Below are 17,418 nucleotides of genomic sequence, written 5' to 3' on the forward strand. Positions count from 1 at the left end.
TCATCCTCCTTGGCGACCATGATGAGCTCGCTCACCGGTCCTCCTTGTTTCCTTCAACATCCCGGCCGAAGTCGGGATACGGCCGCCCGTCTCCGGCGCCGCCCCTGGCGGCCGCGCGGCCCTGCCGTACTCCCTGCTGGAAGCTCGCCAGCCTGCTGCGCACCGCCTCGGGGGAGACAGTCGGCCGGTGCACGGGAGTTTGGGGGGCCGCGCTCAGGTCGGGCGCGGCCGTACCGGGTACCAGGTTCGCCTTGGGAACCCGCTTGGGCAGCCCGGAACCGGTGACCCCGCCGAGCGAGGGCTCGCTGGCGGCCTTGGCGGCCTGCCAGCCCACGTCGGCGGGCGACGACCAGCCGTTCCCCGGTGCGGGGGCGGCCGGTTGCGAGAGCTGGACGGTCTCCTGGGCGGCCTGGGCCTGGGCCTGGGGAGCCTCCTCGACGCGCTCCTGGACGGCCAGGGCCGGCTCGACCTTCCTGAACCAGTCGGACTCGACGGCCGCGAAGATCGGCAGGAACTCCTCCTTCGCCTCTTCCATGGGCGAGGCGTCGGGGATCACCGGCAGCGGGCCGGTGTTGTCCGCCGGGTCGAAGACGCGCCGTCCGAACGGCCCGGAGTTGCCGGCGGACGGCCAGCCCCCGGAGTCGCCGCGCGAGGCGGTGGACCAGACGTCGGAGCCGGTGTCCCTGCTCTGCTGGCCGCCGGGCCAGACGGGGGCGTCGCCGCGCGGGGCCGTGTTCGGGCCCGTGGACCACGCTCCCCCGTCAGTGCGGGGCCCGCCCTGCCCCTGCCGCCACCCCGAGGGGTCGGGCTGGGAGGCGTTCGGCCAGCCGTGGCCGGGGTCGGTGCCGGGCGGCGGCACCTGTCCCGGCCAGGGGGTGTCGACGGGTGCCTGCCCGAACTGGCCGCTTCCGAAGGGAGGCTGCGAGGCCTCGAAGGAGTTGAACTGCTGCCCCATGTCGAAGGAGGCGAACGAGTTCTGGTGGGCGGCCTCGAACGAGGCGAAGGACGGCATCGGGGGGGCGGTGGGGCTGGCCAGCACGGGCGGGCGGTCCATGGAGGCCATGGATCCGGACCAGTCGCCGCTCTGCATGCTGGGAGAGGTCGCGCCCGGGCGGGCGGTGACGGCGAGCAGGTTCTCCGGGAGCAGGACCATCGCGGTCAGGCCGCCGCTGTCCTGCTGCCTGAGCTGGACGCGGATGCCGTGCCGCAGGGCGAGGCGGCCGACCACGAACAGGCCCATCCGGCGGGAGACGGAGACGTCCACCACCGGCGGGTTGGCCAGGCGCCAGTTGGCCTGGGAGAGCTCCTCGGCGGTCATGCCGATGCCGATGTCGGTGACCGAGACCATCACCCCGCCGCCGTCGATGCGGTTGCTGGAGACGATGACCTTGGTCTCGCGGGGGGAGAAGGAGATCGCGTTCTCCACGAGCTCCGCGACCAGGTGGACGACGTCGTTGACGGAGGTGCCCACCACGGACACGCCCGCGGACAGCTGCAGGTCGACCCGCTCGTAGTTCTCGACCTCCGACAGCGAGGCGCGGACCACGTCGATGAGCGGGACCGGCTGGCTCCACCGGCGGGCGGGCTCCTGGCCCGCGAGGACCAGGAGGTTCTCGGAGTTGCGGCGCATGCGGGTGGCGAGGTGGTCGAGGCGGAAGAGGCTGCCGAGCCGGCCCTCGTCCTGCTCGCCCTGCTCCAGGCTCTCGATGAGGGAGAGCTGGCGTTCGACCAGGGTCTGGCTGCGCCGGGAGAGGTTGACGAACATCGAGTTGACGTTGCTCCGCAGCGTGGCCTCCTGGCCCGCCAGCCGCACCGCCTCGCGGTGGACCTCGTCGAAGGCCCGGGCGACCTCACCGATCTCGTCGTCGGAGGCGACACCGATCGGGGCGATGTCGGCCGTCGAGACCTCGCCGCTCTCGCGCATCGTCTGGACGGTCTCGGGGAGGCGCTGGCCGGCGATGGACAGCGCCTCGGTGCGGAGCCTGCGCAGCGGCCTGACCAGCGACCGCGCCATGACGGCGGTGACGATCAGGACGAGGAGGAGCAGCAGTCCGCTCAGGCCCGCGGCGATCAGCGCGCCGCGCTGCTCGGACGCCTGCAGGTCCGCGCTCTGCATGATGAGGGTCCTGGCTACCTGCTCCTCCACCGCGCGCATGCGGTCGACGACCTCGGTGGAGGAGTCGAACCAGGAGGGCAGGTCGTTGAGCCCGCTCTTGGAGACGTCGACGTTCACCAGCGGCCGGCCGTTGAGGGCCAGGAAGATGGCGCGGGCGCGCGTCGCCGCCGCGCGGTCCTTCTTCTGGCTGCTGACCGTGTCGTCGTAGAGCTGGCGCTGCTGGATCGACGCCTCGGAGCGGAAGGTCGCGAGCTCGCTGTCGCCCTGCGCGCGGGCGGCCAGCATGGCGTTGAGGCCCTCGGCGCTGAACCCCCTGATGACGAGGGCGACGGCGAGGTTGGCCCGTTCCCTGGACGCCTGCTCCTTGGCCCTGGCCAGCGCGGCGAACGCGGCCGCGCCGCCGGTGAGGTCCTCGTCCGAGACACCCTGGATGATCTCGTCGTGCAGGGCCAGCAGGTCCACGATGGTGCGGGAGTACATGGCGATCGTGGGCAGGGCCGGCAGGAAGGTCGTCTCGCCCGAGGCCAGCTCGCGCATGCTCTTGAGCTCGTCGATGCGGCGGCTGATCTGGGTGAGCTCGGTCTGGCCCCGGGCGCCGAGGGCCTCCAGGAGGCCGCTGTCGGCCCTGGCGCCGTCGACGAGGGGGTTCACCCGCGCCACCGCCTGGTCGACGGACTCGTACTGCTTGCGCAGGTTCGCCTTGCTGCTGGCCTGCCGGCCCGCCGCCACGTACCGGGCCGACAGGTCTCGTTCGAGCTGCAGCTCGTTGACCAGGTCGCTGAGGCCCGCGGTGAGCTCGGCGGTGGTGCGCACGCGCTCGTACTCGGCGGCGCTGCTGATCGAGCCGGTGACCCGCAGACCTCCCAGCACGATCGCGGCGACGGTGGGGATGACGATGAGCGCGATCAGTCGCGATCTCACTCGCCAGTTCTTGAGCGCGAGCCTGGCGCCGTTCCTCGCGGACTTCTCGGAGTCGCGACCGTCGAGATCCTGACCCGGGCCGCTCTGCGGCTGTCCCCCCTGGCTGTCGAATCCCAGGGCAGGTGCCAGCCCGGATTCGCGTTCGCTGGGGATTGACGCTGTCCTCACTGGCCTCCGCTGCCTCTCCTCGGATCGTCTGCTTGGAGGGGATCGCGTCACGCAATGATGTGCGAGTGACGCCGACGCATCCATGGGGTAGGGGTTATTGGAGCACAGCCGGATGAGTTCGGCCAACAGCACATAACTCGCATTCTTCACTTAACAGGCACACAGCATCCGCAATCGGGCGATGACTCTCCGTCCTGTAACCGCAAACTTCCACAAAGTTGCGAAACAGATTTATTGACTTCTTTGACAACGCCCGCTACGCCCGCACATCTCGCCATTGATACGGGTGAGGCAACTGGGAGTCTCGTGACCGTTTTGTGGCTTAGGGGCGAAAGAGGCAATATTTGTAATTTGACTGATCTCCTCCGCTACTCTGATCCGCGGTCGGCATACCCCCCTTGACCAACATGCCTCCCGGGACCCCCTCCATGTCGCCCGAGTCACGCGAGTTCCGGCAGGGGCGGTCAAACGCAGCTAAGGAGACCCATGAGGTTCAAACTTGCGAGCCGGGCCGTCATCGCCGGAGTGGCGGCCGTCCTCGCCCTGAGCGCCTGCGGAAGCTCTGAGAAGCCCGGTGAGACCGCCGCCGCGAACGCGGGCGGCCTGGAGAAGGCCAGCCTCAAGATGGGAGCGCTGCCGATCCCCGACTCGGCGGCGCTCTACATCGCCAACAAGCGGGGCTTCTTCAAGGAGGAAGGGCTCACCGTCACGATCGAGCCGGTGGCCGGAGGCGCCCAGGCCCAGCAGGGTCTCGTCGGCGGCACCTTCGACGCCACGCAGACGAACTACGTCTCGACCTTCCTCGCCGTCTCCAAGGGCCAGAAGCTGAAGATCATCTCTGACCTCTACCAGGCCGCCCCGAACTCGTTCAACCTCATGGTGCCGAAGGACTCCGGGATCAAGACGCCCGCCGACCTCAAGGGCAAGAAGATCGCGGTCAACAGCAAGCAGAACATCGGCACCCTGGCGGTGACGACGGTGCTCAAGACGCACGGCCTCACCGAGAAGGACGTGGAGTTCGTCGAGTTCCCCTTCCCCCTGATGGGGGAGCAGCTGAAGAACAAGGTCGTCGACGCCGCCTGGATGACGGAGCCGGCCCTGACCGCGGCGCAGAAGCTGCTCGGCGCCCAGAAGCTCGCCGACACGATGGTCGACTCCACCGCGGACTTCCCCATCGCGGGCGTAGCCGTCACCGAGAAGTTCGCCGCCGAGAACCCCAAGACGGTCGCCGCCTTCCAGCGGGCGATCGCCAAGGCCCAGCAGATCGCCGCGACCGACCGCAAGGCCGTCGAGGAGATCCTGCCGGACTACACCAAGATCGACGCGGCGACCGCGGCCGTCATCACGCTCGGGTCCTTCCCCACCAGCCTTGACGAGACCCGCCTGCAGCGGGTCGCCGACCTCATGCTGGAGCAGGGTTACCTCACGAGCCCGATCCAGGCCAAGACCATCCTCCCCGGAAACCTCGGGTGACAAGGCGCAACCCGCTCGACAGCAGACTGCTCTGCGGCGCCCTCGGCGTCGCGGGGCTGTTCTGCGTCACGGAGGCCGCGGGCCGGACCGGGCTGATCGACCCGCTCTCGTTCCCGCTGGCCTCCACGGTGCTCGTCCGGGCGGCCGCTCTCGTGGCGGACGCGGCGTTCCTCTCCGACGTCGCCGCGACCCTCGGCGCGTGGGCGACCGGGCTGCTGATCACGGTGGCGATCGCGGTTCCCCTGGGCTTCCTGCTCGGCACCCTGCCCCGCGTGGAGAGCGCGCTGCGGCCGATCGTGGAGTTCCTGCGCCCGATCCCGTCGATCGCGCTGATCCCGCTCGCCCTCGCCGTGTTCTCCGACAGGTTCGACATGAAGGTCACCCTGGTCGTCTACGCGGCGACCTGGCCCATCCTGATCAACACGATGTACGGGCTCAAGGACGTCGACCCGCTCGCCAAGGAGACGCTCCGCAGCTTCGGGTTCGGCAAACCGGCCGTGCTGTGGCGGGTCTCCCTGCCCAGCACCGCGCCCTTCATCGCCACCGGCGTCCGGCTGGCGTCGGCGATCGCGCTCATCGTGGCGATCAGCACGGAGCTGATCGGCGGCGGCGCCGACGGCATCGGCAGCTACGTCCTGGAGAGCGCGGGCGGCGTGGACGCGACGGAGTACGTCATCGCCGCCGCCATCTGGGCCGGTGTCATAGGCATGGTCACCAACGGCCTGTTCGTGCTCGCGGAGCGGCGGCTCTTCCGCTGGCACACCGCCCGTACGGAGGTGGTGTGATGAGCGGCCCGATGCGCGTCGTCAACCGGCTGTGGCCGGTCGTGGCCGTCGTGGCGCTGTGGGAGCTGGTCACCCGCTACCTGGAGATACTGAGCTTCCCGCCCCCGTCGCAGATCGCGGTCAGCGCGTACACGATGTGGCTGACCGGCCCCGCGGAGCGGCTCTGGCTCACCGAGGCGGCGCTGGAGAACATCCCCTTGAGCATCGGCCGGCTGCTCGCCGGGTGGGTGCTGGCCGGGGTCGTCGGCATCGCCCTCGGGGTCGCGCTGGGACGCTCCCCCCTGCTCTTCCGCCTCGTCGACCCGCTGGTGCAGTTCGCCCGCGCCATTCCCCCGCCCATGTTGCTGGCGCTGTTCCTGGCGCTGTTCGCCATCGGCTCGCGGATGCAGATCAACTTCATCGCGTTCGGCATCGTCTGGCCGGTCCTGATCAACGCCTGCGAGGGGGCCAGGCACGTCGACCGCCAGCACCTGGACACCGCGAGCGTCTTCGGGCTGACGGGCCGCGAGCGGCTGTTCCGGATCATCCTGCCCTCCGCAATGCCGAAGATCTTCGCCGGGCTCCGGGTCAGCCTGTCGCTGGCGCTGATCCTCATGGTGCTCTCCGAGCTGATCGGCAGCACCGACGGGATCGGCTACCAGCTTCTGGAGGCCCAGAGGTCGTACGACTTCCCCGGCGTGTGGGCGACCATCGTGGTGCTCGGCGTCCTGGGGTACACGTTCAACTCGGCGTTCCTGGCGGCCGAGCGACGTGTCCTGTCCTGGCACCGATCCGCCAAGCAGACGACCTGAGGACCTGCTGTGCTCGAAATCACGAACCTGTCCCATACCTACGGCAGCGGGCCGACCGCGCACACCGCGCTGGGCGGCATCAACCTGAGGGTCGCCCAAGGCGAGCTGGTCTGCGTCGTCGGCCCCTCCGGGTGCGGCAAGTCCACCCTGCTGCGCTCCATCGCGGGGCTGATCCGGCCCAGCGGCGGCCAGGTCACGCTCAACGGCGCCCGCGTCGAGCAGACGCCCGACAACCTGGCCGTGGTGTTCCAGGACTACAGCCGTTCCCTGTTCCCCTGGATGTCGGTGGCCGACAACGTCTCGCTCCCGCTGCGCCGCAAGGGCCTGGACAAGCAGCGGCGCAGGCAGGTGGCGCTGGAGGCGCTGGAGGAGGTCGGGCTGCAGGGAGCCGCGGCCAAGTACCCGTGGCAGCTGTCCGGCGGCATGCAGCAGCGGGTGTCCATCGCCCGCGCGCTGGCCTACCGCCCGGCCCTGCTGCTGATGGACGAGCCGTTCGGCTCCGTCGACGCCCAGACCCGCGAGGACCTGGAGGACCTGACCCTGCGGGTCCGCGGCCTGCACAACATGACCATCGTGCTGATCACCCACGACATCGACGAGAGCGTCTACGTCGGTGACCGTGTCGTGGTCCTGTCCAAGGCCCCCGCCGGGATCGTGGGCGACCTGCGCGTGGACCTGCCCGGACCGCGCGACCAGATCACCACCCGCGAGCACCCCGACTTCGTGCACCTGCGCGCCGAGGTCGGCCGCCTGGTGCGCGGCATGCGGAGCCCGTCGGCCTCGGCCCCCTGAGCCCGGCCCTTCCCGGTTCCGGACCCACCGCCGGCCCCGCCACGGCCCCGCCACGGTCCCGGACCGCGGTGGACCCGGCGGCGGGCCACCGACGGGCCCGGCTCCCGGTGCCGTGAAGAACACCCGCCGGAGCCGGCGCGCCCCCGCCGGGCGCGCCGACGTTCCGGCGTGGACGCCCGACCCGGGCGTGCCGGTCCCCCTCACGGACCCGCACGCCGCACAGAGAGGATCTCCATGAGCAACTCACAGGCACCGGTCTGGGACGCGATCGGCGGCGTCTCCCGCTTCGCCGCCCTCGCGACGATGGCCGAGCTCGGCTGCGCCGACCACCTGAGCGACGGGCCCCTGGACGTCGACGAGCTCGCGCGGCGCTGCGACGCCGACGCGCCCGCGCTCGGCAGGGTGCTGCGCGAACTCGCCTCCATGGGCATCGTCGCGACGGTACGGCCCGGCGTGTACGAGCTGACCGAGGCCGGGGCCACCCTCCGCGACGACGTGCCGGGCTCGCTCCGCCCCGCGGTACGGATGATCTCCGAGGAGGGCTTCTGGTACGGCATGGGCAAGGTCCCGCAGACCGCCCGCACCGGCAGGTCGGGGTTCGCCGAGCGGCACGGCCCGCTGTACGGCTACCTCAAGGCCAACCCCGCGGCCGGGGCGCTGTTCAACGACTACATGGTGGTCCGGGCCAAGCCCTTCGCAGAGGCGGTGGCCGAGCGCTACGACTTCTCCGGCGTGCGCACGCTGGTGGACGTGGCCGGCGGCAAGGGCCACATCCTGGCCTCCGTTTTGAACAGGTATTCAAATGTCGCGGGCATTCTTTTCGACCAGGAGCAGGTGGTGGACGACGCCAAACGATTCTTCGCGGAGGCCGCTCTTGAAGACCGATGCAAATTCGTCTCCGGCGACTTCTTCGCCTCGGTGCCCGAGGGCGGAGACACCTATCTGTTGAGCAGCGTCATCCATAACTGGTCCGACGAGGACTCGGTGCAGATTCTGCGCAATGTCCGCAAGGCCATTTCCGATGACGGCCGGGTGCTACTGGTGGAGGCCGTCGTGCCCGAAGACGACCGGCCGCACATCAGCAAGGACATCGACATGCGCATGCTCGCCCTTTTCGGTGACGGCCAGGAGCGCAGCACCTCCGAATACGCCGCGCTGCTGGAGGCCTCCGACTTCCGGCTGAGCCGGCAGGTGGAACTGCCCCAGGGCGCCTCCATCGTGGAGGCCCTGCCTGTGTGACGGGCCTGTGTGACGGGCCTGTGTGACGACCGGCGGCCGGTGACGTGAACCCCACGTCACCGGCCGCCGCCGTTTCGCCCGCCTCGCGAACCGCGCCCTCGCCTCCGGGCCGGGAGCGCGTCCCGCTCCCGGCCGGTCCGGCGGCCATCCGTCACCGGACCCTCCTACGTGCCGGGATAGCGAACACTCCACGAGGAACGGGCGTTGAGGGCGCTCACGTCCATGTCGGTGATCCCCTGCTGGGCGGCGGCCATGTCCGTCAGTTCCCTCGCCGTGAGCACGTCGGCGATGTCGTCGAACCCGCCGGGTGCCCGCTCGGCGACCAGCGCGATGGTCTTCTCCATGGGCAGCTCGCGATGGGCGAGCACGAGCCCCGTGGTGACGGTCCTGCGCTCCTTCTCGTACGCGGCCAGTCCAGCGGCCGGATCGGACGCACCGGCCAGCTCCCTGGCCAGGACCCGGGCGTCGAGCACGGCCTGCGAGCCCCCGTTGGCGCCCACCGGGTACATCGGGTGCGCGGCGTCTCCCAGCAGGGTGACCCGGCCCGACCCCCACCAGGGGAGCGGGTCCCTGTCCACCATGGGGTACTCCAGGATCCGTTCCGAACCGGAGATGAGGGCGGGCACGTCCAGGTAGGGCAGTCTCCAGCCGTCGAAATGCGGGAGCACGTCCTCCAGGCGGCCGGGCCTGGACCAGTCGGCGGCCGGGACGGGGCCGGGTTCGGCCGTCACCACCTCGGCGACCCAGTTGATCAGCGCTCGTCCCCGGGCCCGCGCCCGCGAGATGGGGTAGACCACGAACTTGGCCGACAGGTTGGAACCCGCGACGATCATCGTGGTGCCGTCGAGGAAAGGCTCTCCCTCGGCCGTTCCCCGCCACATCCGGATCCCGTTCCACATCAGCGGCCCGTCGCCGGGATGCAGCCGGGCACGCACCGCGGAGTGGATGCCGTCCGCGCCCACGAGGACGTCGGCCGTCTCCCTCAGCCGCTCACCGGTCCGCACGTCGCGCAGCGACGCCGTGACGGGGGTGGCTCCGGCGGGTCCGGTCTCGTCCTGCTCGAAGTCCTCCAGCCGCAGCCCGGTCCTGACGGCACCGGCGCCGAGCCGTTCACGCACCGCGGAGAGAAGCAGCATCTGCAGCTCACCGCGGTGAACGGAGTACTGGGGCCAGTTGTATCCCGCGAACCTCCCGCGCGGCAGCGACAGGATCGTCCCGCCGAACCTGTCCGTGAAGTTCATGGAACTCGTCGGGACGCCGGTCCTCGCGAGCTCGTCCCCCAGGCCGAGCTCGGTCAGCTCCCGGACCGCGTGGGGTTGCAGGTTGATCCCCACCCCCAGCGGGCGCAACCGCACGGCCGACTCGGCGATCACGCAGTCGATACCCGCGGCGTGAAGGCTCAGCGCGGTGGTGAGCCCCCCGACGCCACCTCCGATGATCAGTACCCGCATGGCGTCCTCGCTGTCCGTCGGGGGTTCATGTCACGCTCCGCGCGTTCAGGTGCCACCTGAGCGCCCGCCTCTCCACCGCCACGAAGACGGCGTTGAGCAGGTATCCCAGCACGCCCAGGATCACGATCCCCGCCCACATCTGGGGCAGTTCGAAGCTGCGCTGGGCGCCGATGAGAAGCGAGCCGATGCCCACGGTGCTCCCGATGAGCTCGGACAGGACCATCAGGATCAGGGCGAGGCCCAGGCTGATCCGGAGCCCGGCCACGATCTTGGGAGCCGCGGCGGGGATGATGATCCACAGCAGCCTCCGCATCCCCCGCACCCCGAAGACCTCGGCACTGTCCAGGTGGAGCCGCTCCACCGTACGGACACCGTCGATGGTGTTGAGCAGCACCGGCCAGACGACTCCGGAGACGATGGTCGCCACCTGCATGGACGTCCCGAGCTGGAACGCCACCACGTAGAAGGAGATCAGGGTGGGCGGCGGAACCGCCCGTCCGAAGTGGACCATGGGCTCCACGTAGTCGGCCAGCGTGCGGGACAGGCCCAGCGCGAGGCCGGCGGCCACCCCGGCGAGACAGGCGAGCGCCCATCCTCCGAAGAGGTTGAACAGGCTGTGCCCGAAGTCCTCCAGCGCGTCCTCGGTGAGGAACAGCCGGCTCGCCGGGCCGGAGAACCACAGCTCGTACATCGTCGCGACGATCTCCGACGGCGGCGGGAAGTAGCTCTCCCCGATGATCCGGGTGGCCACCTCCCAGACCGCGACCAGCGCGGCCGCGAGCCAGAACCGGGACACCGCCCCGACGATGACGCCGCGCGCCGCCGTGACGGCCCGGCTCATCGTGTCGCCCCCTCGGTGCGCGCGAAGTGCCAGCGAAAGACCCTGCGCTCCATCCGGGCCAGCAGCGTGTTGACGGCGAGGCCGAGCGCTCCCGCCCAGACCGCGCCGGCCAGTATCACGTCGGTGTTGCCTCCGGAGCTGCCCGCGGTGATGAGGAAGACGCCGAGACCGCTCGCGCCGCCGCTCAGCAGTTCGGCGCTCACGACCACGACCAGCGCGATGCCCGCGGAGACACGCACCCCGGTCGCCACGAACGGCGCCGCGCTGGGGAGCGAGACCCGCCAGAGCACGGCCAGGGGGCCGAAACCGAAACTGCGCAGCGCGTCCTTCGCCACGGGGTCCACGTCCCGGAGCGCGTAGAGCATGTTGAGCAGGATGGGCCAGGAGGCCGCGTAGAGGATCAGCGAGACCTTCATCTCGGTCTCCGCCCCGAACAGCAGGATCGCCAGCGGGATCAACGCCACCGAGGGGATCGGGCGGAGGAACTCCACCACGACCCGGCTCGGCGTGCTCAGCCACGGGACCGATCCGAGCACCACACCCGCGGTGACCGCCACGACGACGGCCAGGGCCAGACCGGCCAGCCAGGCCAGGACCGTGTCCGCCACACCGGCGAGGAAGAGGGGGTCCCCCGCCAGCGTGACGGCTCTGAGCAGCACGACGGAGATCGGCGGGACGACCTCCGGGTCGGCGATCCCCAGCCGGACGACCGTCTCGGCCACGACCATCGCCGCGCAGGCCCCGATCACCCCCCGGATGACACGGGTCCCGTTCATGTGCCGGCGGCGATGAGGTCCCGCACGTCGAGCTTCTCGTCGAGGAGGCCGGACTCGCGCATGGTGTCGGTGACCCGCTGGAGCCTGGTGGCGTCCAGCGTGGTGGGGAAGCCTCCGATGGCGAGGTCGGCCGCCGCGTCCGCGGTGATCTTGGTGTACTTCGGCAGGATCGCGACCACGTTCGCCCGGTCGGCCGCGAGCGCCTTGGCCTCCGCCATCGCCTGCTGGAACGCCGCCACGGTCCTGGGGTTCGCCTTGGCGAACTCCGAGGTCACCGCGTAGCCGGCGATCGGGAAGTCGGCGGTCGGGCCCTGGGAGAGGTCCCAGAGGAGCCGGGCGCCGATGGACCGGCTTATGAAGGTGCCGAACGGCTCCACGACCACGACGGCGTCGGCCGTGCCGGCCCTCAGCACGCCCTCCATCTCCGGGAAGGGGAACTCCACGAAGCTCTTGTCCTCGTCGAACTCGATGTCGTGCGCCTTGGCGGCCACCTGGGCCAGCATCGTCGCGATGTTGCGCTTGGTGTTGACCGCGATGGTCCTGCCCTTGAGGTCGGCCACGCTCCGGATCGGGCTGTCCTTGGCGACCATGATCGTGTGCGTCCCGGGAGCGCTCTGGAAGCCGTCAGAGACGACCTTGAGGTCGATGGCACCCTTGGCGTGGGCGCCGAAGAAGGAGACGTAGTTGCCGAAGCTGACGTCCAGGCTGCCGCCCTTGAGCTTGGGAATGGCCTCCGCGCCGCCCGCGAGGGTGCTCAGCGTGACATCGAGCCCCTGCTTCTTGAACAGCCCCTTCTCCACCGCGATCTGCAGCGGGGCCGTGTCGAGGACCGGGATCGTGCCGACGTTGATCCTGACCTTCTCCGGGCCGGAGCCGCCGGCGTCCCCGCCGGGCTCCCCGGTGCCGCATCCGGTGACCGCGACAAGTGCCAGCGCCAGAATTCCGACAATGGACGAGCGTAATCTCATGGATCCCCCAGGGCCGCAGGCACGAAGAAACGATCTCCGGCAGGAGGATAACAGGATTCTAACGCACATACATATCTATAATATGAATTATACTATTCTGTCGCCATATTTCTGGTTTTGAATATATTTCACGACGAACGGCGGGGTGGTACAAACCGGACATGGCGTCACCGGGCGCCGCGGGCCGCGCCGAAGCCGCCGCCCCCGTGGCCGGTGACCGCCACCCGGGCGCCCGGAGCAGGGCTCCAGGCGCGGGACAAGGTGTCCGCGAGGACGCACGTCAAGCGCGACCTGCCCGAACACGGCGGCGCCAACGGTGCGATCGAGGCCGGCGCGAAGCCTTCACGGTCGCGTACAGGCATGGGCCGGACGCGGGCACAAATAATATATTCGCGCCCCATATTCAGATATAAGTGATGCGCCTATGCTCCTGGCCGTCCATCCGCCAGGCTGACGCACCGTCACGCCGCGCCGTTCCCGCGCGTCGGATCCCAGCGACGGGCAGGGCGCGATTCCCCCGATTAAGGAAACCTTATAGGGGGCGGATATTCTGTCCGCAATTCCCTCGCCGGCCTTGTCGCGTTCCAGCGCTCGCCTCACGCGGCGATTCCGGTAACCGAAACGAAGGCCGGGCCGGAGGGTCTCCGCCTTCCCCGGGAGTGAGGGTCTCCCCCAAAAAAAGGTGTGGGCCCCGTCCCTGCCGGGACGGGGCCCACACCGTGACGTCAGACCCTGAGCGTCAGGACGTGCTCGACCAAAGTGATCAAGGTCGACTTCACGGCGTCGCGGGACCGGGCGTCGGTCCGGACGACGGGGATGTGCGGGGAGATCGTCAGAGCCTCCCGCACCTCCTCCTCACCGTGGACGTGCGATCCGCCGAACCCGTTGAGGGCCACGACGAACGGCAGGCCGGCCTCTTCGAAGTAGTCGATCGCCGGGAAGCTGTCGGCCAGCCGCCGGGTGTCGACGAGCACGATCGCACCGATCGCGCCCTTCACGAGGTCGTCCCACATGAACCAGAACCGGTGCTGACCCGGCGTACCGAACAGGTACAGGATCAGGTCGCGGTCCAGCGAGACACGGCCGAAGTCCATGGCGACCGTGGTGGTCCGCTTTGTCGGAATGTGCGAGAGGTCGTCGACGTCCGCACTCGCCTCCGTCATCACCGCTTCCGTGGTCAGCGGCATGATCTCGGAGACCGCACCGACGAAGGTCGTCTTGCCGACACCGAACCCGCCGGCAACGACGATCTTCGTCGACGTCATTCCGGCGTCAGAGCCTGCGAAGCCCACTGAGCACCCTTTCAAGCAAATTGAGATCCGGCTTACCCGCATCCAGCGACGGCTGGTGGATCTGCACCAAGCCCTCGGCCGCCATGTCCGCGATCAACACCCGGGTCACGCCGAGAGGCATGCGCAACAGGGCGGAGAGCTCGGCAACCGAGCGCACCTGCCGGGACAGCGAGATGATCGCCTGATATTCCGTGGAGAGCGTGGATGGATCCACGCTCGCGAACGTCGCCGAGGAGACCAGCGCCTCAAGAGCGAGCTGCATCCGGGGAGCGGTCCTGCCCCCGGTCACAGCGTACGGACGGATCAAACGATCTCGCCCGCTCTTGGCCTGGGACGTGCCCAGAGATTCCTCCGGGCCACGCCAACCTGGTGCGTCCATATCACCCCCCTATCGCTGAACCGACTGCAGTTCGGCCCGGAGCGCAGGCGTAAGGGCCTGGCCGGCACGCTCTGCGAGCAACGTCATCTGGTAGGCCACGAGGCCCATGTCACAGTCCGGCGAGGCCAGTACGGCCAGCGCGGAACCGTCGCTGATCGACATGGTCAGCAGGAGGCCCCGCTGCATCTCGATCACCGTCTGCGCGACCGGACCGCCCTCGAAGACCCGCGAGGCGCCCTGGGTGAGGCTGATCAGACCGGCCGTGATCGCGGCGAGCTGGTCCGCCCTGTCCTTGGGGAAGCCCTGGGAGTAGGCCAGCGGGAGCCCGTCCGCGGAGACGATCACCGCGTGCGCCACTCCGGGCATCTCCTTGACGAACTCGGTGATCAGCCAGTTGAAGCCGCGAGCGGCCTGGCTGAGTTGGTTGTTCACTGCTGGTTCTCTCCCTCGACGGCGTTGGCGCGCTCGCTCATCTCAGCACGTCCCTGCCGTACGCCTTGCTGGAAACTGGACAGACGGCTGCGCACCCGTTCCGCCGATATCGGCGGCATCGGGGGGGCCGGGGCCGCCGGAGCCGCCGAGGCGGCACCGGGAACGAGGTTCGCCTTGGGCACCCGCTTGGGAAGGCCCGCGCCGGTAACGCCGCCCTCCACGGGCTTCTTGGCGACCTCGGCGGCCGCCCAGCCCTGGTCGGAGGGAGTGCTCCACGGCTGCCTCTCGGCCGCCGCGGGCTCGGCCGGCCTGGGCTGCTGCGTCGGCTGGGGCGTCCGCTGCGGCAACGGCTGCGCCTGCTGCTGGGGGCCCCGCTGCGGAAGCGGCTGGGGCGGCTGCTGCTGGGGCGGCGGCGAGGAATGTGTGATCTGCGGGATGTTCTGGGTCTCCAGCCCCTGCGGTCCCCTCCTGACCCGCTGCTCCAGCGGCCGCGGCCTGACCTCGGCCACGGGCTCGGGAACGACCTCGGGCTCGGGAGCGGCGGCCGCGCCGCTGCGGAACCAGTCGGACCCCACCGCCGCGAAGATCGGCAGGAACTCCTCGGGCTCCGGTTCCGTCGGCGCCACCTCGACCACGGGAAGGGCCTGGGTGTTCTCCATCGGTTCCAGCCGCTGGGGCGGCTGCGGCTTCCAGGGGTCGATCGCGGGCGGATCGGGCCAGGCCGAGGGGAACGACGGCGGCGCGGTCGACGCCATCGGGGACGACCACAGGTCCTCCACCGCGGAGGCGGGCACCACCGGACCGGACCACAGGTCCGCCGAGGTCGGCGCGGGCACCTGGGGAGGCGCCTGGGCGGGCGGCGCCCCGGGACCGGCCTGCGGACGGGTGCCGCGCCCGGCCCCCACCCCTGCGGTCCCGAACGGGTCGGGGTTCGGGGCGGAGCCGAACGGGTCGGGGTTCACCGAGCCGAACGGATCCTGGCCGGTCATGCTGGACATGCTGGACATCGAGCCGAACGAGCTCGACGGGCCCCCGAAGGAGCCGGACGGCATGCCCTGCGCCGACAGCGCCATCTCGGGCATCATCGTGGACTGGGCCACCACCTGCACCGGCAGGAGCACCACGGCGCTGAGGCCGCCGGTGTCCGGGCGCCTGAGCTGGACCCTGATGCCGTGGCGCATGGCCAGGCGGCCGACCACGAACAGGCCCATCCGGCGGGAGACCGACAGGTCCACCGCGGGAGGCTCGGCCAGGCGGCGGTTCGCCTCGGCCAGTTCCTCGTCGCTCATCCCGATGCCGGAGTCGGTGACCGCCAGGATGACGGCGCCCATCTCGTTGCCGTTGCTGGTCACCGTGATCTTGGTGTCCTGCGGCGAGAAGAAGATCGCGTTCTCGACGAGCTCGGCGACCAGGTGGACGATGTCGTTGACGGCCTGGCCGATGATCGAGATGCCCGACTCGACCCGGAGGTTGACCCTCTCGTAGTTCTCGACCTCCGACAGCGAGGCGCGGACGACGTCGCTGAGCGGGACCGGCTCGCTCCACCGGCGGCTCTGCTCCTGGCCCGCGAGGACCAGGAGGTTCTCGGAGTTGCGGCGCATGCGGGTGGCCAGGTGGTCCAGCTTGAAGAGGCTTCCCAGCCGGCCCTCGTCCTGCTCGCCCTGCTCCAGGTCGTCGATGAGGTCGATCTGGCGTTCCACCAGCGACTGGGTGCGGCGGGAGAGGTTGACGAACATCGCGTTGATGTTGCTTCGCAGGCGGGCCTCGTCACCGGCCAGCCGGATGGCCTCGCGGTGGACCTCGTCGAAGGCCCGGGCCACTTCCCCGATCTCGTCGCGGGAGGCCACTCCGATGGAGGGCACCTCGACGTTCGGGGCGTGGTCGCCGGACTCCCGCAGCACCCGGACGGTCTCGGGCAGCCGGGTGTCGGCCACTTCGAGCGCCTCGCTGCGCAGCCTGCGCAGCGGCCGGACGAGCGTGCCGGCCACCCAGGCGGTGATGAGCAGGATCAGGACCAGCAGGACCAGGATCGAGGCACCGGAGATCACCGCGCTGCGCTGCTCGGCGCTCTCCATCTCCTGGCTGCGGGCGACGACCGCGGACGCCAGGCGGCGCTCGACGGTCCGCATGCCCTCCACGGTCGAGGTGGAGGCGCTGTACCAGGTGTTGGCGCTCGCGGGCCAGGTGAGGCCGGCCATCCGCTCCAGCGGCTTGTTCTCGCGCATGAGGGACATGACGAGGGCGCGCACGGAGTCGGCCTGGTCGACCTTGGGGCCGGTGACCGCGTCACGGAAGCCCTTGATGTCGGCGGCGGAGGCGGTGGCCCGGAAGGCGTTCTCCTCGCTCTGCTGGCTCCGGTACGCGCCGAGGAGGTCGGCGGGGTCGTCGAAGTCGAACTTGCGGTCCAGGAAGCTGACCAGGAGGGTGCCCCGCTGCCTGGCGACCTGCTCCTTGGCACGGGTCAGCGCGCCCAGCGCGAGCGCGTCTCCGATGAGGCGCTCGTCGCCGCCGCTGCGGCCCAGGTCGTCGTGGAGGGTGATGAAGTCGGTGATCATACGCGTGTACATGCCGAGGGCCGCTCGGGGAAGCACGCTTCCGTCGGTCATCAGCCTGCGCAGGCCGGGAAGCCCGTTGAGCCAGCGGCGGACCTGGGCGGCCTCGGTGCGGACGCGGGCGGCCTGCGACGCGTCGAGGGCGTCGATGGCGGCCAGCGCCTGGTCGCTGCTCCGGTCGACCACCGCGCGCTGTTCCCTGACCTTGTTCAGGTTGGTGCGGGTACGGGCGGCGATGGACCAGGCGGTGAGGTCGCGCTCCTCGGCCATCTCCTGGGAGAGGGTGCCGAGCGACTCGACCAGCGAGGCGACCTCGCTCATCCGGCGGTACTCGTCGGCCGTGGACAGGGCCGTGGTGAGCTGGAGGCCGGTGAGGAGCACGGCCGCGGCGGTCGGGAGCAGGATCAGCGCGACCAGACGGGGACGCACGCGCCAGTTCGCC

At 70.2% G+C, this 17,418-nt stretch carries 14 protein-coding genes; 5 read left to right on the top strand and 9 right to left on the bottom strand.

All coding sequences use genetic code 11. The features are described from left to right. Positions 1-31 precede the first annotated feature (31 nt). Complete coding sequence (locus AC5L38_RS22990) at positions 32-3,205, bottom strand: sensor histidine kinase (RefSeq protein ID WP_495244891.1); 3,174 nt, start codon at positions 3,203-3,205, stop codon at positions 32-34. 486 nt (positions 3,206-3,691) lie between these two features. Between AC5L38_RS22990 and AC5L38_RS22995 the strand changes: the two genes are divergently transcribed. From AC5L38_RS22995 to AC5L38_RS23015, 5 genes are all read left to right on the top strand, one after another. After that, the gene (locus AC5L38_RS22995) at positions 3,692-4,678 is read left to right on the top strand and encodes an ABC transporter substrate-binding protein (protein ID WP_495244892.1); all 987 of its coding nucleotides are present in this window, start codon (positions 3,692-3,694) and stop codon (positions 4,676-4,678) included. Further along, positions 4,675-5,463: an ABC transporter permease gene (locus AC5L38_RS23000; protein WP_495244893.1), complete on the top strand. Its 789-nt coding sequence runs from the start codon at positions 4,675-4,677 to the stop codon at positions 5,461-5,463. Before AC5L38_RS22995 ends, AC5L38_RS23000 begins: the two co-directional genes overlap by 4 nt. Beyond that, the gene (locus tag AC5L38_RS23005) at positions 5,463-6,254 is read left to right on the top strand and encodes an ABC transporter permease (RefSeq protein ID WP_495244894.1); all 792 of its coding nucleotides are present in this window, start codon (positions 5,463-5,465) and stop codon (positions 6,252-6,254) included. Before AC5L38_RS23000 ends, AC5L38_RS23005 begins: the two co-directional genes overlap by 1 nt. Before the next feature lie 9 nt (positions 6,255-6,263). Then, positions 6,264-7,046, top strand: a complete 783-nt coding sequence (locus AC5L38_RS23010) for an ABC transporter ATP-binding protein (RefSeq protein ID WP_495244895.1) — start codon at positions 6,264-6,266, stop codon at positions 7,044-7,046. Positions 7,047-7,280: 234 nt separating this feature from the next. Beyond that, entirely contained in the window at positions 7,281-8,285 is a 1,005-nt protein-coding gene (locus tag AC5L38_RS23015) for a methyltransferase (protein ID WP_495244896.1), read from the top strand. Between the two features lie 164 nt (positions 8,286-8,449). On the opposite strand, the gene AC5L38_RS23020 is transcribed toward AC5L38_RS23015, so the two are convergent. From AC5L38_RS23020 to AC5L38_RS23055, 8 genes are all read right to left on the bottom strand, one after another. Continuing rightward, complete coding sequence (locus AC5L38_RS23020) at positions 8,450-9,736, bottom strand: flavin-dependent oxidoreductase (protein WP_495244897.1); 1,287 nt, start codon at positions 9,734-9,736, stop codon at positions 8,450-8,452. A gap of 25 nt (positions 9,737-9,761) precedes the next feature. Then, positions 9,762-10,577: an ABC transporter permease gene (locus tag AC5L38_RS23025; protein ID WP_495244898.1), complete on the bottom strand. Its 816-nt coding sequence runs from the start codon at positions 10,575-10,577 to the stop codon at positions 9,762-9,764. Continuing rightward, complete coding sequence (locus tag AC5L38_RS23030; RefSeq protein WP_495244899.1) at positions 10,574-11,353, bottom strand: ABC transporter permease; 780 nt, start codon at positions 11,351-11,353, stop codon at positions 10,574-10,576. The genes AC5L38_RS23025 and AC5L38_RS23030 overlap by 4 nt, the downstream gene beginning before the upstream one ends. Further along, positions 11,350-12,321: an ABC transporter substrate-binding protein gene (locus AC5L38_RS23035; protein ID WP_495244900.1), complete on the bottom strand. Its 972-nt coding sequence runs from the start codon at positions 12,319-12,321 to the stop codon at positions 11,350-11,352. The genes AC5L38_RS23030 and AC5L38_RS23035 overlap by 4 nt, the downstream gene beginning before the upstream one ends. Before the next feature lie 725 nt (positions 12,322-13,046). Next, positions 13,047-13,586 carry a GTP-binding protein gene (locus AC5L38_RS23040; protein ID WP_329091233.1) on the bottom strand — a complete coding sequence of 180 codons (540 nt, stop codon included), beginning with the start codon at positions 13,584-13,586 and terminating at the stop codon, positions 13,047-13,049. A 7-nt stretch (positions 13,587-13,593) separates the two neighbouring features. After that, on the bottom strand, positions 13,594-13,992 hold the full coding sequence (locus tag AC5L38_RS23045; RefSeq protein WP_495244901.1) for a DUF742 domain-containing protein: 399 nt from the start codon (positions 13,990-13,992) through the stop codon (positions 13,594-13,596). 9 nt (positions 13,993-14,001) lie between these two features. Beyond that, positions 14,002-14,424, bottom strand: coding sequence for a roadblock/LC7 domain-containing protein (locus AC5L38_RS23050; protein WP_030906232.1), 423 nt, complete (start codon positions 14,422-14,424; stop codon positions 14,002-14,004). Continuing rightward, positions 14,421-17,405: a sensor histidine kinase gene (locus AC5L38_RS23055; RefSeq protein ID WP_495244902.1), complete on the bottom strand. Its 2,985-nt coding sequence runs from the start codon at positions 17,403-17,405 to the stop codon at positions 14,421-14,423. The genes AC5L38_RS23050 and AC5L38_RS23055 overlap by 4 nt, the downstream gene beginning before the upstream one ends. Positions 17,406-17,418: the final 13 nt, after the last annotated feature.

Source organism: Streptosporangium nanhuense (assembly GCF_059358815.1).